The organism is Sphingobacterium populi (assembly GCF_001586775.1).
Lineage (GTDB): Bacteria > Bacteroidota > Bacteroidia > Sphingobacteriales > Sphingobacteriaceae > Sphingobacterium > Sphingobacterium populi.
Genome location: NZ_LQXS01000004.1, coordinates 288,022 through 311,493, shown reverse-complemented (window position 1 = coordinate 311,493; position 23,472 = coordinate 288,022). Strand labels below are relative to the sequence as shown.

17 protein-coding genes, 2 tRNA genes and 1 pseudogene are annotated in these 23,472 nt (G+C 44.6%); 6 read left to right on the top strand and 14 right to left on the bottom strand.

All coding sequences use genetic code 11. The features are described from left to right. Nucleotides 1-80 precede the first annotated feature (80 nt). From A0125_RS12225 to A0125_RS12185, 9 genes are all read right to left on the bottom strand, one after another. A tRNA-Val gene (locus A0125_RS12225) sits at nucleotides 81-155 on the bottom strand. A 12-nt stretch (nucleotides 156-167) separates the two neighbouring features. Further along, nucleotides 168-245: transfer RNA gene (locus A0125_RS12220), tRNA-Val, on the bottom strand. 107 nt (nucleotides 246-352) lie between these two features. Then, complete coding sequence (locus tag A0125_RS12215; protein ID WP_156472535.1) at nucleotides 353-2,350, bottom strand: FUSC family protein; 1,998 nt, start codon at nucleotides 2,348-2,350, stop codon at nucleotides 353-355. A gap of 136 nt (nucleotides 2,351-2,486) precedes the next feature. Continuing rightward, nucleotides 2,487-4,478 carry a putative porin gene (locus tag A0125_RS12210; RefSeq protein WP_231863224.1) on the bottom strand — a complete coding sequence of 664 codons (1,992 nt, stop codon included), beginning with the start codon at nucleotides 4,476-4,478 and terminating at the stop codon, nucleotides 2,487-2,489. 106 nt (nucleotides 4,479-4,584) lie between these two features. Beyond that, nucleotides 4,585-5,400 carry a purine-nucleoside phosphorylase gene (locus A0125_RS12205; protein ID WP_066756531.1) on the bottom strand — a complete coding sequence of 272 codons (816 nt, stop codon included), beginning with the start codon at nucleotides 5,398-5,400 and terminating at the stop codon, nucleotides 4,585-4,587. Nucleotides 5,401-5,490: 90 nt separating this feature from the next. Next, on the bottom strand, nucleotides 5,491-6,999 hold the full coding sequence (locus A0125_RS12200; RefSeq protein ID WP_066756528.1) for a sodium:solute symporter: 1,509 nt from the start codon (nucleotides 6,997-6,999) through the stop codon (nucleotides 5,491-5,493). 10 nt (nucleotides 7,000-7,009) lie between these two features. After that, nucleotides 7,010-7,834 carry an N-acetylmuramic acid 6-phosphate etherase gene (murQ, locus tag A0125_RS12195; protein ID WP_066756525.1) on the bottom strand — a complete coding sequence of 275 codons (825 nt, stop codon included), beginning with the start codon at nucleotides 7,832-7,834 and terminating at the stop codon, nucleotides 7,010-7,012. A gap of 41 nt (nucleotides 7,835-7,875) precedes the next feature. Continuing rightward, nucleotides 7,876-9,114 (bottom strand): exo-beta-N-acetylmuramidase NamZ family protein, encoded by a 1,239-nt coding sequence (locus A0125_RS12190; RefSeq protein ID WP_066756522.1) that lies wholly within the window; start codon nucleotides 9,112-9,114, stop codon nucleotides 7,876-7,878. Between the two features lie 64 nt (nucleotides 9,115-9,178). Next, nucleotides 9,179-10,834, bottom strand: coding sequence for a glycoside hydrolase family 10 protein (locus tag A0125_RS12185; protein WP_156472534.1), 1,656 nt, complete (start codon nucleotides 10,832-10,834; stop codon nucleotides 9,179-9,181). Between the two features lie 165 nt (nucleotides 10,835-10,999). On the opposite strand from A0125_RS12185, the gene A0125_RS12180 reads away from it, so the two are divergent. The 4 genes and pseudogenes from A0125_RS12180 (at nucleotide 11,000) to lipB (ending at nucleotide 15,534) form a co-directional block, all read left to right on the top strand. Beyond that, nucleotides 11,000-11,392, top strand: coding sequence for a RidA family protein (locus tag A0125_RS12180; RefSeq protein WP_066756519.1), 393 nt, complete (start codon nucleotides 11,000-11,002; stop codon nucleotides 11,390-11,392). 17 nt (nucleotides 11,393-11,409) lie between these two features. Next, a pseudogene (gene recG / locus A0125_RS12175) lies at nucleotides 11,410-13,514 on the top strand (ATP-dependent DNA helicase RecG). A 46-nt stretch (nucleotides 13,515-13,560) separates the two neighbouring features. After that, nucleotides 13,561-14,754, top strand: a complete 1,194-nt coding sequence (gene hflX, locus A0125_RS12170) for a GTPase HflX (protein WP_066756517.1) — start codon at nucleotides 13,561-13,563, stop codon at nucleotides 14,752-14,754. Between the two features lie 21 nt (nucleotides 14,755-14,775). Next, the gene (gene lipB, locus A0125_RS12165) at nucleotides 14,776-15,534 is read left to right on the top strand and encodes a lipoyl(octanoyl) transferase LipB (RefSeq protein WP_066756515.1); all 759 of its coding nucleotides are present in this window, start codon (nucleotides 14,776-14,778) and stop codon (nucleotides 15,532-15,534) included. Here the strand turns inward: lipB and A0125_RS12160 are convergent. The 5 genes from A0125_RS12160 to A0125_RS12140 all read right to left on the bottom strand — a co-directional run bounded on the left by A0125_RS12160 (nucleotide 15,476) and on the right by A0125_RS12140 (nucleotide 19,513). After that, nucleotides 15,476-16,243 (bottom strand): exodeoxyribonuclease III, encoded by a 768-nt coding sequence (locus tag A0125_RS12160; protein WP_066756513.1) that lies wholly within the window; start codon nucleotides 16,241-16,243, stop codon nucleotides 15,476-15,478. The genes lipB and A0125_RS12160 overlap by 59 nt on opposite strands. Before the next feature lie 3 nt (nucleotides 16,244-16,246). Then, nucleotides 16,247-17,023, bottom strand: coding sequence for a peptidylprolyl isomerase (locus A0125_RS12155; protein ID WP_082785024.1), 777 nt, complete (start codon nucleotides 17,021-17,023; stop codon nucleotides 16,247-16,249). Beyond that, entirely contained in the window at nucleotides 17,007-17,354 is a 348-nt protein-coding gene (locus tag A0125_RS12150) for a hypothetical protein (RefSeq protein WP_066756510.1), read from the bottom strand. The genes A0125_RS12155 and A0125_RS12150 overlap by 17 nt, the downstream gene beginning before the upstream one ends. Continuing rightward, the gene (locus tag A0125_RS12145; RefSeq protein WP_066756508.1) at nucleotides 17,351-17,809 is read right to left on the bottom strand and encodes a low molecular weight protein-tyrosine-phosphatase; all 459 of its coding nucleotides are present in this window, start codon (nucleotides 17,807-17,809) and stop codon (nucleotides 17,351-17,353) included. The genes A0125_RS12150 and A0125_RS12145 overlap by 4 nt, the downstream gene beginning before the upstream one ends. 150 nt (nucleotides 17,810-17,959) lie before the next feature. Beyond that, nucleotides 17,960-19,513: a Do family serine endopeptidase gene (locus A0125_RS12140; RefSeq protein ID WP_197464870.1), complete on the bottom strand. Its 1,554-nt coding sequence runs from the start codon at nucleotides 19,511-19,513 to the stop codon at nucleotides 17,960-17,962. A gap of 213 nt (nucleotides 19,514-19,726) precedes the next feature. Between A0125_RS12140 and dapF the strand changes: the two genes are divergently transcribed. Together dapF and A0125_RS12130 are read left to right on the top strand one after the other, a co-directional pair. Then, nucleotides 19,727-20,521, top strand: a complete 795-nt coding sequence (gene dapF, locus A0125_RS12135) for a diaminopimelate epimerase (protein WP_066756507.1) — start codon at nucleotides 19,727-19,729, stop codon at nucleotides 20,519-20,521. 60 nt (nucleotides 20,522-20,581) lie between these two features. After that, nucleotides 20,582-23,467 (top strand): DEAD/DEAH box helicase, encoded by a 2,886-nt coding sequence (locus A0125_RS12130; protein ID WP_066756504.1) that lies wholly within the window; start codon nucleotides 20,582-20,584, stop codon nucleotides 23,465-23,467. The last annotated feature ends 5 nt before the right edge of the window (nucleotides 23,468-23,472 follow it).

The following is a 23,472-nucleotide window of genomic DNA, read 5'->3' as shown; positions in this document are numbered from 1 at the left end:
TGGATAGTTATACTTGCTTCAGCAATTAATACTAAAGCTAGTAAAAATAAAAAGCATCAATTTCTTGATGCTTTTTGATGTGGAGGATACTGGGTTCGAACCAGTGACCCCCTGCTTGTAAGGCAGGTGCTCTGAACCAGCTGAGCTAATCCTCCTTTTTGTTTTTTTGGTGGAGAATACTGGGTTCGAACCAGTGACCCCCTGCTTGTAAGGCAGGTGCTCTGAACCAGCTGAGCTAATTCTCCTTTTGTTTGCGTGTGCAAATATATGCGTAAAATCTGATTTTCAAAACTAATTAGCTAAATTAATCGAATTAAATTTCGATCACACGGATTATCAATGAGATAGATTTCTACAGATCTTGATAAATCTTTTGCAGCTCGGTATGTAATTTATCGATGTACGCTATACGGGGCAGCAAGGCTGTAGCATCTTGCTCGAACCCTACCTCTGCAGCAGCTACAGATAATCCTATCATTAGCGAATTTAGACGGTAAGCTAATGAATGGAATGTGTATATGGCTCTCCAATTACGCCGCCTAGCCCCTGGCTCATGACGCAGTTGATCCATCGCCGAAGAAAATGCTGCCAAAGCTACATGTGCAGTTTTGCGTGCCAAGCGCAGATCATTATCATCCACTTCATGCCAGCCAATTTTTTTCAAGATCACGCTGCGATATTCCTCCCCTTTCTCCACTACATTTGCCGCCAGATTTGTCAAACCCTTATCTTGCCGCACTGGGATGAAAAACCAACCCAACCACGCTAGCAAACTACCAACTAAAGTAAATACTATTCTACTACCCAGTATATCGACCAAATTCCCTTCGTACACATGCAGTGCCATGATAATTGCTGGCGTAAGACATAGCACACTAAACATATAATTGATGCGATTGAAAAAGAAGAATCCAAATAAACCGCAAACCGATAAGGATAGCAATACCGCTGGCAAAGGAATTAGTAATAACAGCACAAAACCTAATAAAACACCGGCAAGCGTTCCGATAATCCGTTGAGCATTTCGTGTATTGGTTGTGGCAAATCCAGGCCTTGCCACAACGACTAACGTAATTAAAATCCAATATGTATAATGGTACTCTGGCAAAAAGAGACCAATGCTACCTCCAACACCAAACAATAACGCCAAACGCAACGCAAATGGAAAAACGGGCGTACGAAAAGAAAATTGATGACGCAATGCACGTACACCTTTCGGTGCTCGCGCAATATATCGTGAATAGCTATATCGCCCATCCGTGATTTGATCACGATCATCGCGATCCAGTACCAATCGTATTCGCTGAATACAGCTTACAATATACCTCGCATTACGAACGGTTGCTCCTAATACCTGCGATTCTTCTCCCGATATGGTGTCGCGTTTTAAAGACAGGTCTTTCAAAATTGCCTCGATCTCGACAAGCTTGGAATAGCGCTTGTCGATTCTCGAATTGTGCGCACACTTCCAAGCTAGCAAATCTACTTCCTCGGCTAATAACATTATTAAAGCACGAATTGATTCTAAGACCTGCACAGGCGCTAAAAGCTTGCGAATTGCATCATAATCATGATCCAAAGCCACTAACAACTCATAAAGATCGGTAACTCCGACGGCCTGCTTGATCCAATAATCGCTAGAATCGGACGACTTATCTGTTAACCGTTTTTCACGTAAAAGCAAATTGCGCACACTTTCTTGCTGCTCGCTAACTCGTAGATGCAAAACACCTAACTGCTTGTATGCCTGTTCTAGCGGCACTTGTTCGTCATAAAATTTCGCTTTATTTTTCAACATCACAGCCATACGATAAAAGCTTTCCGCTATGGCATACTTGAGAGAACGATACGGGAAATAGTGCACTTGAAGCACACTAAAAAAGAAATAAAGACATACACCTACTCCGATATGCACTGCATAGCTGATCGGATCTGCAGGCAAAAGACCAACGGTGAACGTGATCAGGACTAAAGCCATCAATCCCATTGCAGCGAATCGCGCACCATAGATCGAAATTATCGTGAAACCGAAAGCGGAGATCACCAGCCAGAGTATTAAAAGCTGTGGAAGTGCTGTGGCGCTTGCCGTAATGTACGCAACAGCGCTAAACACTGGAATGGTCCACAATGCTGAACGCCATTTGTCCTCCCGATTCCCTGGCAGATCTGTTAGCGTAGCAAATAAAGCGCCTAAACCAATCGTGATCGCTTGGTCCAAATGCCCAATATAGAATAGCACCAAAGCCGGGACGATTGTCGCGAAAGTATTGCGCAAAGCATCTTCACCATGCTCGCCATAAATAAATAGGCTAGCATAACTTAACGCAATTTTATCTTTTGATTTTCTCAAATTAAACAAAACAAAATTCTGTTTTTTCTTTATTGGTTACAAAAGTACGGATAATAATTTCTAACCCAAGTAGTACTCAGTGCAACACAAGCAAAACAGTAATAAAGCGTAATTTGATTGGATTAAAAAAGGATAATTAATCGTAAAATTTCCAAGACAGACCAAAGCGCAGATTGGCATCCTGCATAGGATATCGCCTAACCGTGTAAAATCCGTTAGGAGCAATGTGCTGATTCACAAAGTTATAGCTTAGAAAAAGATTAACTCGTTTGATGTTGGCGGTGGCCCAAACATCGAAAATGGGATAAGTAGAAAATTGAATTGCTGCATTATCATTATAAAATTGCCCCGCATTAATCGCATAAGATGGATTTCTAAAAGGAGTATTGAATCGCGCATCTAAACCTAAGCGAAAGTCGAGCACTTCACTAAGTACATCCGCATAATAGAAGCTATGCCACGTATAAAGCTCTGGAATAGCCAGTACGTCCATAGCATCTGATTTTTGATACACGACCCTATTGTCCAGATGAAACTTTCGAAAGCTGAAGTTTTGGGTCATCGTCAACTTCAACAAATTCAATGCTCCATATTGCGCCGGCTCTATTGTACGCAGCAAAGCGGGTTCATCTGTCGGATTATCCACTTCTTTAAAATAAAGAAAGCCATCCATTAGAAAGTATTCTGCTTTCCCCGAAAAACGCAATTTAGGGTTCACGTACGAGAAGGAAAGGTTTTGAGTCGTCGTATTATTAAAATTGGTCTCCCCTGGTCGCCACTGATGATACGACAGGTTGGCGCGCTGGAAGATCATTTCCGGCGATTTGTTTTGCGTATAAGCGCCCAACTGTATATGTCCAAGGTTGTCGCCTCCCGAAATATTAGCTTGCGCTTCGTACAAAAAATCACCAAAATTCTCCCCTAACACAATTTGGTTTACACCCAAGCTCACATCTACACGATCAGAGAATTGATAACCCGCTCTTCCTTTGATCATACTATTTTGAAAAGTAGTACGATAAATCGTGTCTTGTAAGTAAGCTGGATCACGCAAAGCCGGCAAATCATTGGCGCCACGTTGCCGACCTTCGCCGTACCAAATCAAATCATTTTGAAAACCTAGATCCAACTTTATTTCGTTAGCCAAGGAAGGGCTACGAAGAAAAAAACTATAGGTAAAGTCGTTGGTCAACGTAGTAATCCGCGTAGTATCTCCCACCTGTGTCAAGTTGTTGAGCGGAAATACACCATTTGCATCAGCTTCATTTTTAAAGAACATAAAGCTTCTGTTTTGTAGGAAGACGCTATGCGCAACAACGTTAGTAGGCCGGATTTGCATCTCCGGAAGATTCTTATTGATCGTATCGATACGTCCCAAATACAAAGATTGTCGCAAGAATAGGCCGACGTCTTTCCATTTCGTTCGTGGCCGATCAGCATTCATACCTCGCAAGTTGGGGAGCTCACTGAGTGATCCTCTGCTTTCTGTATTATCAGAAAAAACATCATCATTAACAATCGCACCATTTTCCGTTGCATCTAAGGTATTGAAGGTAAAGTTCGTTAGCAGGTTGTACCTAAGGTTAGGCGACTCATACCACGAAAATACGCTACCCTTTCGATCGCTATACTGTTGATTCTGATAAAATCCGTCGGTGTTGGCCGCATTATATTCTGCTCCGATATTTAGGCGAGAGTGAATGTTTTGTGCCAATTTTGCTCTAAAAATCTGATCATCAAAGAAGAATCCAACAGCATACAACTCCGAATACCGAGCACGAGCGCGATAGTACTGCACAGAGTCGGCTTTGATAAGGTAGCGATCAAGCCCATAATAGCCGGGCTGGAAACCTATACTTTTATTGGGGTTGAATAACAAATCGCGAGTGGCCAAACCGTACGAACCCAAATGTATGCTGGGATTCCATGGTAGCTGCTGTTTGTTATAATATTGAAAATTGTGATGAGTAGTATCGATCTGGAAAGTTTGCGTACGCTGCTTGAGCGCTGCCAGAGTGGTATATCTGACATAGCGCGCCGAGAATACCACCGAATCTTGTTTATTATCTTCCGCCACACGTGCAGAATCTAGCGCCGAACTAAATTCTTGCTCCTGTGCCTTCGCCACAAAAGACAGACAACATAAAACGACACACAATAGAAACGCCCTCAACAAGATCATCTTTTAATAAATTCGCGGCAAATTGAGACAAAAATACATCATCTGAGCCAATTTATTGCAACACAATAAGTTCTTTTAACAGTCGTGTTAATTTTGGTTCAGCATCAGAAGCCACTCCTACAATCTGCTTCAAAGACACCGGCTCTAAGTTCGCGTGAAATCCTTCGTCCGTCACTACCGAAATAGCGCAAACCGGGACACCCATATGCTGCGCTACGATCACTTCAGGTACAGTGCTCATTCCTACAATATCGCCACCGATAATCCGCATATAACGATATTCAGCCCGAGTTTCTAAATTTGGCCCAGGAGCTGCTACATACACTGCCTTATGTGCTTTGTATCCTAATTCATGTGCTATCGATAAGCTTTGCTCGATCATCGCACGATCATAAGGCTGGCTCATATCTGGAAAACGTGGACCAAAATCGTCATTATTAGCGCCACGAAGCGGGTTCTCCGGCAATAGGTTAATATGATCATCGATTATAGCCAAATCACCACTCTTAATATCTGGATTTAAAGAACCCGAAGCATTGGATAAGAATAATTTCTGGATACCCAATAACTTCATGATACGTATCGGAAACGTAATTTCCTGCATTTCATATCCTTCGTAATAATGCAATCGTCCTTGCATGGCCACCACATTACGACCATTAAGTTGCCCAAAAATCAATTTACCAGAGTGAAACTCTACCGTTGAGATCGGGAAGTGAGGAATATTAGAATACATTAATTGATGTGTCACCTCAATCTCATTAACTAACTTCCCCAAACCTGTCCCAAGGACTACGCCAAATTCTGGCACAAAATCGCCTATTTTTCGGCGGATATATGTAATGGTTTCATTGTAACTGTCGTACATGCTGAAAATATAGATCTATTACCAAACTTAAACCATTTTTACTAGTTGCGCAAAAATGCGACCGTTAGTTAAGCTCTTTTAACAGTATTCCTAACGCTGTGGCACTTCATTAGATACGCTACTTTCCAAAGCGCGTTTGCCAGGCGCAGTGAGCAGGAGCAATAAAAAGGTAAGTAGCCCATTGTAAATAATCAGCTCAAACCCTACTTGGTAGCTGCCCAGTGAAAATAGATAATCTGTATTGATGACCAGAAAAATAATCGTCGGCGAAATCACACTGATGAAAGGAACCAGCTGGTCGCGAACGCGTAATTGTGTTAAAATCCCAAAAGCAAACAAACCCAACAAAGGCCCATACGTATAGCCGGCAGCCGTGAAAATCGCATTCACCACTGAATCATCATTCACGATCCGAAAGACCATAATCACCAGAAGCATGATGACCGAAAACCCTGCGTGAACGTAGTTTCGCTGGCGAATCAAATGCGGTGCATTTGGGTCTGTTTTCTTATTAAATCCTAGAAAATCCACACAGAAGGAAGTCGTCAAAGCCGTCAATGCAGAATCTGTGGTGGCAAACGTCGCCGCCGTAAGTCCCAACATAAAAATAATCCCAGGTAGCACCGTCAGATAATTGAGCGCAATCTCTGGATACAGATAATCTGGCGTGCGCATTGCCGTAAGATCGATTTGATTCTTCGCGGCATAGATATATAACAGCGCACCGACACAAAGAAAAAACAGGTTGATCACGATAAAGATACCGGTAAACGTTAGCATGTTTTTCTGCGCTTCGCCAATGGTGCGCATGCTCAAATTCTTTTGCATTAGATCTTGATCCAGCCCTGTCATCGCAATTGTGACAAATGCGCCGCCAATCACATGTTTCCAAAAATGATTGCGCGAACCTAGAAAATCTTCCCACACAAAAATCTTCGAATAACTACTTTCCTTGACTGCTTCGAAAGCCTCCACCATAGACAAGCCCAATCCATCTGCCATAAAATAGATAGACAGCACGACCGCCAACAGTAGGAAAAAAGTTTGCAGCATATCGGTGATGATAATTGTCTTTAGGCCACCTTTATTGGTGTACAGCCAGATCAGCAGAAGACACATAGCAATGGTAACGATAAATGGTACATTCCACGCGTCGAAGATAAATTTTTGCAGAATGATCGCCACCAGATACAGGCGAAAGGCCGAACCAATTGTTCGCGAAATCAAAAAGATCATCGCGCCAGTTTTATAGCTTCGATGACCAAGCCGTTCTTCTAAATACGTGTAAATCGAAGTAAGATTCAATCGATAATACAGCGGTAGCAGGACATATGCGATGAGCACAAAGCCCAGTGCGTTACCAATAACAAATTGAAAATAACTGAAATTATTAGCACCGACCGCTCCGGGCACCGAGATAAAGGTCACGCCAGAAAGCGCCGTGCCGATCATGCCGAAGGCCACCATATACCATTTCGCATTGCGGTTTGCTACGAAAAAAGTGGCATTGTCAGAGGATTTTCTGGACGTGAAATGCGCGATGGAAAGCAGCACGCCAAAATAGACAATCAGGAAACATAATAAGATAATCGGCGACATCATTAGGGCGTTAGGCGTTTTTTAAATCTGCTTCGTATTGCGTAGCCGCAGCGCGCACGCTGCCGTATTTGTCCAAATATGCTTTTGCGCTCGCTTCATCCGCACCTGTTTCGTCCATCACCATCTGTACCGCACGGCCGACCAATTTATGATTCGATAGCTGCATATCCACCATTTTATTTCCTTTGACCCGGCCAAGCTTAATCATCACAGCCGTGCTCAACATATTCAACACCAATTTCTGTGCTGTTCCCGCTTTCATGCGTGTGGAGCCAGTCACAAATTCCGGTCCGACCACCACTTCTACCGGATATTGCGCTTCAGCAGCAATAGGCGATCCAGCATTGCACACAATACATCCCGTCGCCAAACCTGCCGCGTTAGCACGCTGCAATCCGCCGATCACATAAGGCGTCGTGCCAGAAGCAGCGATGCCGACCACAGTATCTTTCGAATTAATGTCGTAAGCTTCCAAATCTTTCCAAGCTTGCTCCGCGTCATCTTCCGCGTTTTCGACCGCTTTGCGAATGGCCGTATCGCCACCGGCGATCAATCCCATTACCCAATCGTCGGGCACACCAAATGTCGGCGGACATTCAGAAGCATCGACCACACCTAAGCGACCACTCGTACCCGCGCCGATGTAAAAAAGTCTTCCTCCAGCTTTCATCCGATCCGCGGTGATATCCACTAATTTTTCAATCGCTGGAATAGCCAATGCCACCGCATTAGGCACGGTTTGATCTTCTTGGTTGATATTGGTCAACAATTCGGTGGTCGACATTTTATCCAATCCTTGGTGATTCGATTCTTTTTCGGTCGTTCTAATGATCATAATATGGTCAATAATATATCGTAATGCCGCAATTCGGCCTCTTATTCAAAATCTGGATACAGCAAATATTTCTTGCGCATCGTTTTATAGGCGGTCAATTCTTCCCTCCACGATGCTCGGATTTCCGCTTCGCTCTTACCAGCGATGATTTGCTTGCGCAATTGATCGGTACCAGCAAGCTTATCGAAGAAATCCGGACGGGTAAAGAATCGCTTCTTATCCGGCATTTCGTGATAAAAATCCAATAAGTATTTCAACGTAAACTGTTGTTGATCGGGATCGACACCACGCAGATCCAATCCATAGTTGACTTGCCCCTTGCCTTCCACATGTTTGGCCATGCCCGATTTTTCGCCAGGCGTAAATTTAAAATCGCCAAAGACCGGATCTGGATAACCGACAACCTGAAAAGGCCAATCCGTACCTCGTCCGACAGAAAAATCAGTCGCCTCAAATAAACACAACGAAGAATATAGCCTGATTGAAACGTCATTCGGTAAACTTGGTGATGGCACTACGGGCAACACATATCTGGTCGAATGCGTGTAATGTGCCACCGGAATGATATGCAATTTACATTGGCGGCCTTCTTCGAGCCAACCTTCACCATTGATCATTTGCGCCAGCTCCCCAATCGTAAGGCCATGAATCATGGCAATCTTGTGGAAAGAAATATTGGCTTTAAAACGATCATCCGATCGGACCGGACCATCGACTTGATCACCACATGGATTCGGACGATCTAATACGATGAGCGGTTTGTTGTGTTTGGCACACAACTCCATCACGCGATGCAAGGAAGTAATGTAGGTATAGAATCGCGCACCGACGTCTTGTAGGTCAAAGATCATCACGTCGATAGATTGCACGATCTCATCCTGCTTATCATTACCGCCATATAAGGTCGGCAGCGGAATACCTGTTTTGCTGTCTACTTCATTGTCGACTTTTTCACCACGCTCTACTTGTCCACGAAATCCATGTTCCGGTGCAAATACAAATTTCACATCAACTTTATGAGCTAATAAAAAATCGACAAGATGCGTACTCGTATCGCCTACAATGGAGGTTTGGTTGGCCATGAGTCCAACTTTCTTACCTTGAAGCAATGGCAAATAGTCTTCCGTCTGATCGGCTCCGGTGAGTAATTGCTGCACTTCGGATTGCACAGAATCTCTCGATTCCAACGAAGAGGCCGATTGTTTGCTAGCGCCAGAAGAACAGCTTACTTGATAGAGACCACCTAATAGGAAGATGATAAGAAGTCGAGCGTAGATCATATCAACTTTTGTTTTTTATAAATCTATTCAAAAAAATCAACTTCTTAAAGGACAGTCCAAATCGCTATTTAACGTCGTAAGCGAGATAATCACTCGCATTACCCAATCGATCAATCGCTTGTACCGCAACGCCGCGCAACTTAGCTCCTTGTTTGTTCGGCGAGAACTCGCTCGACGTAATATCCCGATCGTAGATCGTGTATTCCCAATTATCGCCGTACTTAGCATATACCACCCAGTGATTGACATCTTCTGGTGTGCGGTGTTGCCATTTGGCAAAAACAGATCCGGATTTCTCCTTCGTTAGCAATAACGTTGGCGTGATCAACGGCGTTGTTTGCAACCAAGGTGAAGCAGGAACTAAGGCTTTCTCTTTGTATGGTCCATTGACCAATGCTTGTACCATGGCCGGACTTTTGGTTAAGCCCGCAATACTCCAGTGAATAACACCTTGACTATTCGGCACGATCTGGCGCGTTAATTCCACTTGGCGCACGATTTCTGTCGGGCGATCTGCCGTACGCACTTCCACTGTATTTAAACCTGGCCAAAGGTGGCGATTGTGTTTGTTTTCGGACTGCCACCAACGCAATAAAGCGGGAAAGCTCTGACGTGGCGGATCAATCGCCCAATACAATTGCGGCGCAAAATAATCTACCCAACCTTCGTTTAACCACAATTTGGCATCGGCATACAATTCATCGTATTGCGATGATCCCGTGATTCCAGATGGATATCCTGGTTTCCAGATGCCAAACGGACTCAATCCAAATTTAACATGTTTCTTTTCGGCTTTGATTTCTCCGTAAACGCGCTTGATAAAGCGGTTCACTTGATCCCGACGCCAGTCGGGACGCGAAAGATTACCGCCGCGTTGGCGATAAGCATTCCAAGAAGTATTATCTGGAAAATCGGCACCGCCATTATACGATGCATACGGGTAAAAATAATCATCGAAATGCACGCCATCAATATCATAGCGTTTTACTATATCGCGCACCACCATCGAAGCATGATCTTGTGTGGTTTGATCTGCTGGATCAAACCAATACATACCATTCTTCAATCGCACCACATTTTTCGGAAATTTCTTTACCAAAGACGCGCTGCCGACACCGCCACCGGAACTGTGGTGCGCACGATAAGGATTGAGCCAAACGTGTAATTCCAAACCACGCTTATGCGCTTCTTCTACCCAAAATTCCAACGGATCGTAATACGGATATGGTTTACGACCTGTTTCGCCCGTCAAGAAATAAGACCAAGGCTCTAAGGAAGAATTATATAACGCATCGGCCGATGGTCTTACTTGAAAGATCACCGCATTAAAATTATTCTCTTGTAACAAATTCAAAAGCGTGATCGCTTCCTGCTTTTGCTGCTCAGTCGATAGGTTGTTTTTCGATGGCCAATTGATATTGGCTACCGTAGCGATCCAAGCCGCGCGAAATTCGCGACGAACTTCTGGCAATTGCGTGCGTATCGGCTGCGGCACCTCTTTCTCGGCTACTTTCGTTGCTTTTACAACTTCGGCCGCGCGCGATGTTTGCGCTACCTCCGCTTCTTTCGGCCCTTCCAGCTCCGGTTTACCCTGCGCTAGGCCCGTTACCTCGGTATTTGGTTTTACCAATACTTTATTGCGTCTATTCTTGCTCCCGCAAGAAAACAACACCAACATCATCACCAATCCTACCCATAAAAAACCAATTCGTTGCCTCATATTCCAAAAGTTCATAACAAGCAAAACTACAATTTTATCCTTCAAAAAAAAGAATTGTCCCACAAGGTCTTCTACAATTAAATTTCAGATTTTTGTCGCGGTGTCGTACATTAGCTGTAAGCATACAAAACCACGAAATATTTATATCACTACACCTTATATCCCATGTCTGAAAAGAAGATATTTAATACCGACTCAGCACCAAAAGCCATCGGCCCTTACAACCAAGCAGTGCAAGCTGGCGAAACCTTGTACGTTTCTGGGCAGATTGCCTTCTTACCCAAAACCATGCAATTGGTCGCTACCGGAATTGCCGATGAAACACATCAGGTCTTGAAAAATGTATCGGCCATTTTGGAGCACGCTGGATACAGCTTCAACGACGTGGTCAAAACGTCGATCTTCATTAGTAATATGGATGATTTTGCGACGATCAACGACGTATATGCGCAATATTTTGTGGAGAACCAGCCTGCGCGCGAAACCGTAGCCGTGAAAACCTTGCCGAAGAATGTAAACGTAGAAATCTCCGTCATCGCCTGGAAAAAAGGCGCATAAAAATCTAGTTTCTTGCGATGGCTGTATTAACAGCGATAACTCCCATAGAATACCTCAAAGGCGTTGGCCCGCAAAAGGCCGATGTCTTGAAAAAAGAGTTGCAGATATTCACCATCGGCGACCTGCTACAGCTATATCCTTTCCGGTATGTTGATCGTACGCAGTTCTTCAAAATCCGCCAACTGGACGCTTCACTATTAGGCGCACAAGTTTTGGGCCGACTGATTCGCCTGCAAGAAGTGGGCGAAAAGCGCGCGAAGCGCTTAGTCGGATTGCTCAAAGACGAAACCGGAACGGTCGAATTGGTTTGGTTTCAACAAATCGCTTGGCTCAAAAAAACACTGCAGGTCAATGCCGTGTATGTCATGTACGGCAAGCCGACCTCATTCAATGGCGCGATTTCTATCACGCATCCCGAAATGGAATTGTACCAACCTTCCGAGAAAAAAATCGGCAACCAAACCTTGCAACCGGTCTATACTTCTACCGAAAAACTGAAGAAATTCAATCTGGACACCAAAGGTTTGCAGAAGTTGGTGGCTCAAGCCTTAGAAACAGTATTGCCTAATTGGGAAGATGATCTACCAGCAGATTTGCGACAGAAACATCATCTGATTCCAGCTCGTGAAGCTGTGCTGGGCATTCATTTCCCGACCGATCAGAAAGCGTATGAAACCGCTTCTCGTCGGCTCAAATTCGATGAATTATTTTGGTTGCAGTTGCGCTTGCTGCGCAATAAGCAACTCAACACCAAGAAATATCGCGGACATCGATTCACGCAAGTAGGCGATCATTTCAACACATTTTCAATACGAGATTACCTTTTCCACTTACGGGCGCGCAGAAGCGCGTGATGAAAGAGATCCGCATTGATACGAATACTGGCGCACAGATGAATCGCTTGGTGCAAGGCGATGTCGGCTCGGGCAAGACCGTGGTCGCGCTTATGGCGATGCTATTGGCCATCGACAATGGATTTCAGGCCTGCATGATGGCGCCGACAGAAATTTTGGCGACGCAACATTATCACGGCGTGAAAGAATTACTGGGTGAAGATTTGTGTCAGGTCGCATTATTGACAGGATCTACGTCGACCAAAGAGCGTCGTCGCATTCACGAACAACTAGAAGACGGCAGTTTGCATATTTTGATCGGCACACATGCTTTGATCGAAGACAAAGTAAAGTTCAAAAACATTGGCTTCGTCGTGATCGACGAGCAACACCGCTTTGGTGTGGAGCAGCGCGCCAAACTTTGGCGTAAAAACACCATTCCGCCGCACATGCTGGTGATGACGGCGACGCCGATTCCGCGCACCTTGGCCATGACGATGTACGGCGATCTGGATATTTCGGCGATTGATGAATTGCCGGCAGGCAGAAAACCGATCAAAACGGTGCATTTTTTCGAAAATCAACGCTTGCGCGCCTTTGGTTTTATGCGCGAAGAAATCCAGAAAGGCCGACAAATCTACATTGTCTATCCACTCATTAAGGAAAGCGAAAAACTAGATTTATTACATCTGGAAGCAGGATTGGAATCGCTAATGCGCGAATTCCCATTGCCCAACTACCGCATCAGCGTGGTACACGGCAAAATGCCGGTGAAGGACAAGAATTTTGAAATGCAGCGCTTTGTAAAAGGCGAAACACAAATCATGGTGGCCACCACCGTGATTGAGGTCGGTGTCAATGTGCCCAATGCCTCGGTGATGATTATCGAAAATTCCGAACGCTTTGGTCTTTCGCAACTACACCAGTTGCGCGGCCGTGTTGGTCGTGGTGCGGAGCAATCGTTCTGTATTCTGATGTCGAGCAATAAGCTGAGCAAAGACGGCAGAAAACGTTTGGAAACGATGGTGGAAACAAATGACGGTTTTAAGATTGCTGAAGTGGACTTGCAATTGCGCGGGCCTGGCGATATTTCCGGCACACAACAATCGGGTATTCTGGAAATGAAAATTGCCAACCTCAGCACCGACCAAGCGCTGCTAACCGAAGTACGGGAAACGGTGATCGACATTTTCTTGCAAGACCCCGAACTTCAACTTCCCGAACACCAATCATTACTCCAAAAACTCACCCACAAAGGCCCAGCCATCGCCTGGGATAAAATCTCTTAAAAACACGTATCTTTGTACTTTACAATCATAAAGAGAGAGATTTTTAATGGGAAAAGAACCAAAAATATACGATACCGCTGCGAAACAAGAAACGGCTATTTTAGTCAGTGTCATTTCGCAGGGCGTCTCGGACGAAACTGCCAAAGAATACTTGGGTGAGTTGGATTTTCTGGTGCAAACGGCGGGTGGTATTGTAAAAGGCGTTTTCACGCAAAAACTAACCAAGCCAGATCGGGCAACTTTTGTTGGATCGGGAAAGCTGGATGAGATCAAAGCGTTCATCAAAGCAGAGGAAATTGACATCGTCGTATTCGATGATGAGCTTTCGCCATCGCAACTGCGCAATATAGAGAAGGAATTTGAGATCAAGGTATTGGACAGATCCAACCTGATCTTAGATATTTTTGCCAATCATGCGAAGACCGCTCAGGCGAAAACGCAAGTAGAATTAGCGCAGCTACAGTATTTATTGCCAAGACTAACCCGTATGTGGACTCACTTGGAGCGCCAACGTGGTGGTATCGGTATGCGTGGTCCTGGTGAGAGCCAGATCGAGAGTGACCGTCGGATGATTTTGAACAAGATTTCCTTATTCAAAGAGCGCTTACAACATATCGACAAGCAGAATGAAACGCAGCGTAAAAATCGTGGCGAACTGGTTCGCGTCGCATTAGTGGGTTATACCAACGTGGGCAAATCGACGATCATGAACTTATTGTCCAAGTCGGATGTATTGATCGAAAACAAGCTATTTGCGACGTTAGATACTACCGTGCGCAAGGTGGTCATCGAAAACTTGCCTTTCTTGCTATCGGATACCGTTGGATTTATTCGAAAATTACCGCATCACTTGGTAGAATGTTTCAAATCGACTTTGGACGAGGTGCGCGAAGCGGATATTTTGATTCATGTGGTGGATATTTCGCACCATAGTTTCGAAGATCATATTCACGCGGTGAATGAAACTTTGAAAGATTTGAATGCCTTGGATAAACCAATCTTGACGGTATTCAATAAAATTGATGCTTACAAACCGGCGGTAGAACAAGATGAGGATGGCGAAGAAGTCAAAGTGACGTTGGAGGATTTTAAGAACTCGTGGATGGGTCGCCATGCTGCGCCAGCCATCTTTGTTTCGGCTACGGACAAAGTCAATGTCGAAGAGTTTCGCGCGAAGCTATACGAGATGGTTTCCGATCTCCACACGGCACGCTACCCGCACAACAATTTGTTGTACTAAACGGTCGAAAAACGAAAGGTCATGCAAAACAAACAGACGCAATTTATCGATTGGGGTTTGGTGGACTACCAAGAAGCGTGGGATCGGCAAGAAACGATTTTCAATGAGATTTTGGAAGCCAAATTGCAAAATCGCACGCAAAATACAGAAAACCCAACGCCCAATTACCTGATCTTCACGGAGCATCCGCACGTGTACACGCTCGGGAAAAGCGGTCACTTGGAGTATTTGTTATTGGACGAAGAAGGTTTGCAAAAACACCAAGCGACATTTTATAAGATTAACCGCGGTGGCGATATTACCTACCACGGACCGGGACAGATTGTTGGATATCCAATTCTGGATCTGGATAATTTCTTCACCGATATTCATCGCTATTTGCGCGTATTGGAGGAAGCGGTGATTTTGACGCTGGCCGATTACGGCATTGTAGCTGGTAGATATTCCGGATTTACGGGTGTTTGGATTGATGCCGACAACGATCGCGCGCGCAAGATCTGTGCGATGGGCGTACGCGCTTCACGTTGGGTCACGATGCACGGTTTCGCGTTTAATGTAAATGCGGATCTGAATTATTTCGGACACATTGTACCTTGCGGCATTGATGATAAAGATGTGACTTCCATGCAGCGTGAGCTGGGCTATGCGCTGGATATGGAAGCGGTGAAAGCGAAGCTAAAAGGTCATATCGCTTCGCTTTTTGAGATGGAATTAACCGCTGCTACAGCGCCAATTCGACCACAGTCGGACAATGATCTGAATGTACCGCCTCTGCCATAATACTTGAACTGACGATCTGGTTTTCCAAGGCTTTGGATACCATATTGTAATCAATGCGCCAGCCTAAGTTTTTGCCGCGCGATCCTGCGCGGTAACTCCACCATGTATAGTTGTGTGGCTCCGGATTGAGATGACGGAACGAATCAATAAAGCCCGATGCTAAATATTGCTCCATCCATTCACGCTCTTGTGGCAAAAAGCCGGAAGTATTGGCATTGGACTTGGGATTGTGAATGTCGATCGCACGGTGACAGATATTAAAATCTCCACAAACCACGAGCTTGGGCTGTTCTTCGATCAGTTTGTTGCTATACGCCTGAAAATCGTCCAAAAAACGGTATTTAAACGTTTGGCGAATATCGCCAGTCGTTCCCGAAGGGAAGTATACGCTCATCACCGAAAGCTCGTCAAAATCTACTCGAATTGTGCGGCCTTCGAAATCGTAATCTTCGTGCCCACAACCGTACACGACTTGTTTTGGGGTTTTACGCGTGAAAATCGCGGTGCCGCTATAGCCTTTTTTCTGTGCCGGATACCAATAATGTTCGTAACCCATTTGTTCGAGATATACCAATTCGGGCACCTGATCTGGTGTGGCTTTGATTTCCTGAATGCAGATCACATCCGGCGCAGCCGTCTTCAACCATTCGAGCCAGCCTTTTTTGAGTGCAGCACGTATTCCGTTGACGTTATAGGTGATGATTTTCATAGATTATTTCTTGCTCGGTGTTAGGGTGTATTCTTGCGCTGGTGCTTTAGAAAATATACTCGCGAAAAAGCCACGCTTCGGCACTGCTCCTAATTCGATTTTCAAAGCTTCATCGCGTGTTAGCGTCCGCATAGACATCCGTTCGTTCGCTACGGGGCGATCGCGCCCGTCTGTTTCCACTTTGGCGATACTATCTACCGCGTCCAATCCCTCAATAATTTCACCGTATACCGTGTATTCTCCATCCAAATGTGGCACGCCACCCACGGTGGTATAGGTTTCCCGTTGTTTTGGTGTCAGTTTTTTCTTCAAACGCATTGTTTCTAAAGAATCCAATCCCGCTTCGGAGTACTTCTTCCCTTGCACCAAATAGAATTGTGAACCCGAAGATTTCTTCTCTGGATTATTATCGCGCGCAGCGCCAATAACACCTTTTTTGTGAATCAATTGCTCTTGAATTTCTGCGGGCACGTCATAGCCTGGTCCGCCTTCGCCCAAACTTTGCTTATCTACGGCAAACTTGGATCCCGGATCACCACCTTGTATCATAAACTGATTGATCACGCGGTGAAACAATAGGGAATCATAGAAATTTGCACGAACCAATCGCACCATATTATCGCGGTGCAAAGGCGTCTCGTTATATAATTTCAATATGGCATTGCCTTTTCCCGTCTTGATCTCTACATAATAGTGAGTAGGTGATTGCGCATACGTCGCATTGCTGCTCAATAACAATGCAAAAACTAGTAAAATCGTGGCCTTAAATAACCTGTGCATCTTCAAAATAATCTATGATTAACGATTTGATAATTAATTCTTGCTCCATCAACGTGTAGTTGGGGATCGGCTTCACCAATTCCCAGTGCGGCCAGCCTTCTTCGTCCAAGCCTCTTAACTCATAAAAACCCATGGAGCTGAACAAACGACAGTTGGCGATATGCATCAACTCTTCTTTCTGTCTTTTAGAAAATTCCTGCGGACCTTTACCAAGCTCTTGCACCCCTATGAGGAACAACATTACTTTGAGGTCGGGCATATCCATATCAAACTGCTCGGCCAATACCTGCTGCAGGTTTGCATATTTCTTATTTACTTCTCCAGCGTTCATCCGTTATTATCTTGTTGTTCTGAAAGCCACGTTTGCAGCAAAATCTTAGCTTGTGTCTGAATCATATCATACACCGGCTCGAACATCGCATCATCAAAGTAGGGATCTGGCACTTCGCCTTCTGGCAAGAATAGCGTTACTTTCTCGCGTTGTTTATCTGTCTTTGCCTGTGCGATAACATCGCGATAATTTTGCCGATCCATCACCAAAATCTTATCAAAGCGATCGAACATATCTGGTTGAAACCATTGCGCTTGCTGCGTAGAAATATCTAACCCGTAGCTTTTTGCGGTCGCAATGGAGCGCCTGTCTGGCGCTTGGCCTACGTGCCAATCGCCCGTGCCGGCAGAATCTACCTGCCAATCTAAATTTTCTTTATCTATCAATGCTTGCATAATGCCATGCGCTAACGGCGAACGGCAAATATTACCCAAGCATACCATTAATATCTTCATGTATTGCTAGTCCATTTTGTTGGTGATCGAAATTACTACATTATGCGGAGATATTATAATCCTGCTGCTGCAATGACCGAATTTCTCTAAAACAAGAAAGCCTCCCCACTCTGGGGAGGCTCTTCCATTGGGATGGAAACTATCTACTTTTTATCGTTGCAAGGGTACATTCATTTCACGAATGCTTCCTCGACGTGGCACGGCCACGATATTAATCATATTCCTACGGGTATTGGCCAATGCACTTTCTACCTCGTCTACATTATTCACTGCTTTACCATTGATTTCGGTAATTACCAAACCAGGTTCATAGCCAAAGTATTCGAATAAACCACCGCGATGTACTTGAGCAATGGTTACTCCAGAATTGACACCTAATTCTTTCTTCTTGGCATCAGTAGCTGGCACGAAACTGGCTCCCAATTTATTGAAAATCTCTGCACCGCTAGCTGAGCCGCCTTTTTCTTCGGCTGCAGTCTTGGTTTCTTCACCTTTAAGAGTGACTGTTACATCTTTCTCTTTGTTATCACGTTTGTAGGTTAATTTTACCTTGTCGCCAGGACGCAACCTAGCTACACGCTCTTGCAAATCAGAAGTTGATTCGATAGTACGGCCTTCGATCTTTGTAAGTACGTCTCCGGCTTTGATTCCAGCGCCTTCTGCAGCACCACCTTTCACTACGTCTCTTACGTAAAGCCCAGTCACATCATCAATACCAAATTGCTCGCGAGTGGCTGCATTGATTTCTGTAAAAGTAACGCCTACATAACCACGCTTAACACTACCAAATTCTTTGAAATCATCTAACACTTTTTTAGCTAGGTTGATAGGAATTGCAAAACCATAACCCGCGTACACTCCCGTCGGCGATGCAATTGCAGAATTGATTGCTACCAATTCGCCTCGTGCATTTACCAGAGCACCACCACTATTTCCACGGTTTATTACCGCATCCGTTTGGATGAATGATTCGATGGCGGTGTTGATCATCTGTTCTTGTTGTTCTTGTGGATTGCCAAAACTACGTGGGCGTTGTTGTTGTGACTCTCCTAGGATACCGATCTGGCGTCCTTTGGCACTCACAATTCCAGCGGTGACAGTAGATTCTAGACCCAAAGGATATCCGACAGCCAACACCCATTCACCCACCTGCACATTGTCCGAATCGCCTAATTTTACGATTGGAAGATTCGAGCCATTCACTTTTATCAATGCCAAGTCCGTATTGGCATCACGACCAATTACTTTCGCTTCGAAAGTTCGTTTATCAGTGAGTTTAACTTCAATCTTATCCGCATCTTCTACCACGTGATTATTTGTAACGATGTAGCCATCTGGGGAAATAATCACGCCAGATCCTGACCCGGTAGATTGCCGTGGCTGTTGCTGTCTACGTTGTTGCGGCATACCAAAGAATTCTTCGAAAAGATCAAACGGAGCGCCACCGCCTCGTTGCGAACCTCTCGCGGTGGACGTGACAGTAATATGCACAACACCTGGAGTCACGGCTGCAGCTGCTTGCGTAAAGTCGGGGTTTCCTGTAGAAGACAGGATTTCTGCACCTGGATTGTTCGCATAAAATACTTTCTGCTGCTCTTCAAAGGTCATCCGATCCAGCTGGCGATTCTCAAAGAGCTTATAGCCCCCCAATGCAATAGCTCCACCTATCGCCGCTACCAATAATGTTGCTCCTATTTTTTTCATAATGATTTTAATTGTTGAAACATAAATAAACACCGCTCAATTCGCGATGGTGTTTTGATTAAGTCAAATGTAATACCATGCGCACCGCTGGTACAAGTTTTGTCAGTTAAATAATGTTAATCAAAATCGCTTTACACGCGCTTTTAACAAGATTTAACCATATTGGTCTCATTTGTAACAAGATTATTAAATTTGTAGCATATTTTAAAGTACATGAGCAGAAAAATTGCATTTTCCAAATATCAAGGTGCGGGCAATGATTTTATCTTAATTGATAATCGCAACAATGATTTTGACCCTAATAACCACGATTTAGTTGCCAAAATGTGCGATCGTCGATTTGGTATCGGTGCCGATGGACTGATGCTGTTAGCGCATACAAAAAATTCTGCAATTGCATCTGATTTTGAGATGATTTACTACAATGCTGATGGGCAAAAAGGCTCGATGTGTGGTAATGGTGGCCGGTGTATCGTGGCGTTTGCACGAGATCTTGGCGTGATCAACGACGAAACTGTCTTTATGGCAGTCGACGGGTTGCATCATGCCAACATTCACGAAGAACAAGTACAACTTGGCATGATTGACGTAACTCATTATGATAGAGATGGAGAGGCTTATGTATTACAAACTGGATCGCCTCACTATGTACAGTTTGTAGCAGGACTTGCTGAACTAGATGTTTATACAGTAGGCGGTACGATCCGAAATAATGATGTTTACAAAACCGACGGGATCAACGTGAACTTTGTAGAGAAAGAAGACGAAGGCGTTTATTTTTGCCGCACATTCGAACGCGGCGTAGAAGACGAAACATTTGCCTGCGGTACCGGCGCAACGGCTGTAGCTATGGCAATTGCGTTGCAGGAAAAACGCGAGGGCCATCAGGAAATTCCTATTCGCGTACTGGGCGGTCAATTACGCATTTCCTTTGATAAGCAAGGAGATTCATTTACTCAGGTTTTCTTACATGGTCCGGCGAAATGGGTATTTCAGGGCGAATTTTAAACTCTAGCAAGAGAATGGTATATTAGTGGTCTTTTTTTGAGATAGCACTACAATCATTTCATGCAGCAAGTTGATTCCGCACTTCCTTTTCGTTTAATATACTCGCTCGGAGAACATCCGTACTTAGGCTATCTCATTGAGCCGCACGTAGTGCAGCTCAATGGTAACGGCTCGCTGTCGCTAACCTACAAAAGGGTATTTAGTAATACAGCAGATGAGTTTGCGGCTGGAATATCAGAAGTTGATTGGGAAATCATCCGTTTGCTGGACGAGGTAGAGCAAACACATATTATTAAGCGATATCATAAAAAGCCCATCCGTCCTGCAGACTACTTTACGAAGATATTTGATCAAAAAACCTATCAATTTGTTCGACCAAAAATCGAGCAACGACTGCTAAAAGTACTCGATCAGTTACAAGACCGACCGCTCTATCTGATGAGCAAAAAAGATGGTTACCCGGCCGAAACACGATTGGATATCGCGGAGCAACCAGCCTCCGTACTTTTTCATTTTAGACGGAGTGAGGATGAAACCCGCTATTTCCCGACCATCAAGTACCAAGGCCATCGAATGGAGTTTATGTACAAGAATGCGAATGTCATTATACAGGAGCAGGCTTGGTTGCTACTAGAGGGAACATTGTATCATTTCGACCAGCCGCTTGATGGCAAAAAGCTGAGCCCTTTTCTACAAAAGCGATACATTGCTGTGCCGCGCAATACGGAAAAAAAGTATTTTGAAACATTTGTCTCAAATCTCATTGAGCGCCATAACGTGTATGCTGAAGGTTTTGACATCAAAACCTTGAAAGAAGATGCCGTACCTATTCTAACCGTTCGTTATGCGGACGGACAAGCTCCGCAAGTCGAGCTGAGCTTTCGTTATGGCAATTATACATTTCCACCCAGTATCGAACGGCCGGTCACGGTACGGCTACAATACGATGAAGCACGAGACACATACACTTTTACTAGAATAAAGCGCTCCGTCAAATGGGAACAAAAGCAAGAGGCCGCGCTTATCGAATTGGGGTTGCAATCCAAAGATCGACTCTTTGGTTCGTTTGGCGTAGCAGCGACTGTGGGCGAACATGGTTTTTCTATTTTCGAGTGGTTGAACAAGCATGTCGATCAGTTAGAAGAGTTGGGCTTTGTGGTCGAGCAACAGACCGGTGCCAAACGTTTCTTCTTAGGTTTGGCCAGTGTGGATATGACAGTGGAGGAAAACAATGATTGGTTTGACCTTAAAGCTTTCGTTTCGTTTGGTCCTTACAAGATTCCGTTCGTGCAACTGCGCGACCATATCCTGAATCGAATTCACGAGTTTGTATTGCCCAACGGCGAGATTGCCGTGATTCCCGAAGCTTGGTTTGCTCAGTACGAGCACTTATTTCATTTTTCCAGCGCTACAGATGGATTAAAACTGAATAGAATGCATGTGGGCATTCTGCAAGACATCAGCGAGCATACGATGGTATCTTTCCAGCGTAAGCTGGAGAAATTGAACTCGTTTGAAGAAATTGAACAGATGCCACCGCCTACGCACTTTAAAGGACAATTACGTGCTTATCAGCAAGCAGGCTACAATTGGTTTCACTTCTTGCAGCAGTACCGCTTCGGCGGTATTCTGGCGGATGATATGGGATTGGGAAAGACGGTACAGACGATTGCGCTACTCCAAAGGCAGAAAGAAAACCGCGCCGAAGGCGAACATGCCATCACTTCGTTACTTATTTTGCCGACTTCTTTACTGTACAATTGGCAGAAAGAAGCCGCACGTTTTGCACCGAAACTTCGCGTACTCTTACATACGGGCTATGCACGCACCAAAGATGCTTTCGCATTTACGCATTATGACTTGGTGATCACCACGTACGGCGTGGTGCGCAGTGATGAGGACTTGTTTAGCGCTTTTTTCTTCGATTACATTATTCTTGACGAAAGTCAGCATATCAAAAATCCACGTTCAAAGTCTTTCAAAGCGATCAAGAATTTGCGCAGTAAGCATCAGCTAGCACTGACCGGTACGCCGATTGAAAATTCGGTAGCCGATCTGTGGACGCAGATGCACTTTTCTAATCCTGGGCTGTTAGGCAATTACCATTATTTCCAGCAGGAATTTGTGATCCCGATAGAGAAAAAGAAAGATGAAGAGCGTGCACAGCGCCTGCAAGCCATGATAAAGCCTTTCATCCTTCGGCGCACGAAGAATCAAGTCGCAACAGAATTACCCTCGAAGACCGAACAGATTGTTTATTGTGCGATGAATGAAAAGCAGGCCAAGTTGTACGATAGTACAAAGTCGGCCTACAGGAATGTTTTATTGGACGGCCCTGCTGTCGGCGAAAACAACCAAATGACTTTATTGCAAGGATTAATGAAATTGCGACAGTTGGCCAACCATCCACATATGGTAGATCACGAATATGCTGATGGTTCTGGAAAATTTGACACCGTATTGGAGATGCTTGAATCGGTGCCTACTAAAGACAGCAAGATTCTAATTTTTTCTCAATTCGTGAAGCATCTGGACATTTTTCGAAACCACTTTGATCGCAAGAAAACGAAATATGCCTACCTCGATGGCGGCACTAAGGACAGGGAAGCTGCTGTAAATAGGTTTAAAAACGACTCGGAAACACGCATCTTCCTGATCTCTATAAAAGCAGGCGGCGTTGGCCTCAATCTGACAGAAGCCGATTATGTATTTATCTTAGATCCTTGGTGGAATCCAGCGGTAGAGCAGCAAGCTATTGATCGAAGTCATCGGATTGGCCAAGAGCGCAATGTGTTTATTTACCGCTTTATCAGTAAAGATAGTGTCGAAGAGAAGATTGTATCCTTACAAAACCGCAAAAAGAAGCTCTCTTCAGCGTTGATCACGACCGAAGAGAGCTTCGTTAAATCCTTATCCAGAGAAGACCTCAGTGTACTACTGGAGTAATGGAA

What these genes read in the sequence shown, in the direction of transcription:
- A0125_RS12205 (WP_066756531.1), bottom strand. Translation starts at nt 5,400, where the DNA reads ATGTACGACAGTTACAATGAAACCATTACATATATCCGCCGAAAAATA.
- A0125_RS12200 (WP_066756528.1), bottom strand. Translation starts at nt 6,999, where the DNA reads ATGTCGCCGATTATCTTATTATGTTTCCTGATTGTCTATTTTGGCGTG.
- murQ (WP_066756525.1), bottom strand. Translation starts at nt 7,834, where the DNA reads ATGATCATTAGAACGACCGAAAAAGAATCGAATCACCAAGGATTGGAT.
- A0125_RS12190 (WP_066756522.1), bottom strand. Translation starts at nt 9,114, where the DNA reads ATGATCTACGCTCGACTTCTTATCATCTTCCTATTAGGTGGTCTCTAT.
- A0125_RS12185 (WP_156472534.1), bottom strand. Translation starts at nt 10,834, where the DNA reads ATGAGGCAACGAATTGGTTTTTTATGGGTAGGATTGGTGATGATGTTG.
- A0125_RS12180 (WP_066756519.1), top strand. Translation starts at nt 11,000, where the DNA reads ATGTCTGAAAAGAAGATATTTAATACCGACTCAGCACCAAAAGCCATC.
- hflX (WP_066756517.1), top strand. Translation starts at nt 13,561, where the DNA reads ATGGGAAAAGAACCAAAAATATACGATACCGCTGCGAAACAAGAAACG.
- lipB (WP_066756515.1), top strand. Translation starts at nt 14,776, where the DNA reads ATGCAAAACAAACAGACGCAATTTATCGATTGGGGTTTGGTGGACTAC.
- A0125_RS12160 (WP_066756513.1), bottom strand. Translation starts at nt 16,243, where the DNA reads ATGAAAATCATCACCTATAACGTCAACGGAATACGTGCTGCACTCAAA.
- A0125_RS12155 (WP_082785024.1), bottom strand. Translation starts at nt 17,023, where the DNA reads ATGCACAGGTTATTTAAGGCCACGATTTTACTAGTTTTTGCATTGTTA.
- A0125_RS12150 (WP_066756510.1), bottom strand. Translation starts at nt 17,354, where the DNA reads ATGAACGCTGGAGAAGTAAATAAGAAATATGCAAACCTGCAGCAGGTA.
- A0125_RS12145 (WP_066756508.1), bottom strand. Translation starts at nt 17,809, where the DNA reads ATGAAGATATTAATGGTATGCTTGGGTAATATTTGCCGTTCGCCGTTA.
- A0125_RS12140 (WP_197464870.1), bottom strand. Translation starts at nt 19,513, where the DNA reads ATGAAAAAAATAGGAGCAACATTATTGGTAGCGGCGATAGGTGGAGCT.
- dapF (WP_066756507.1), top strand. Translation starts at nt 19,727, where the DNA reads ATGAGCAGAAAAATTGCATTTTCCAAATATCAAGGTGCGGGCAATGAT.
- A0125_RS12130 (WP_066756504.1), top strand. Translation starts at nt 20,582, where the DNA reads ATGCAGCAAGTTGATTCCGCACTTCCTTTTCGTTTAATATACTCGCTC.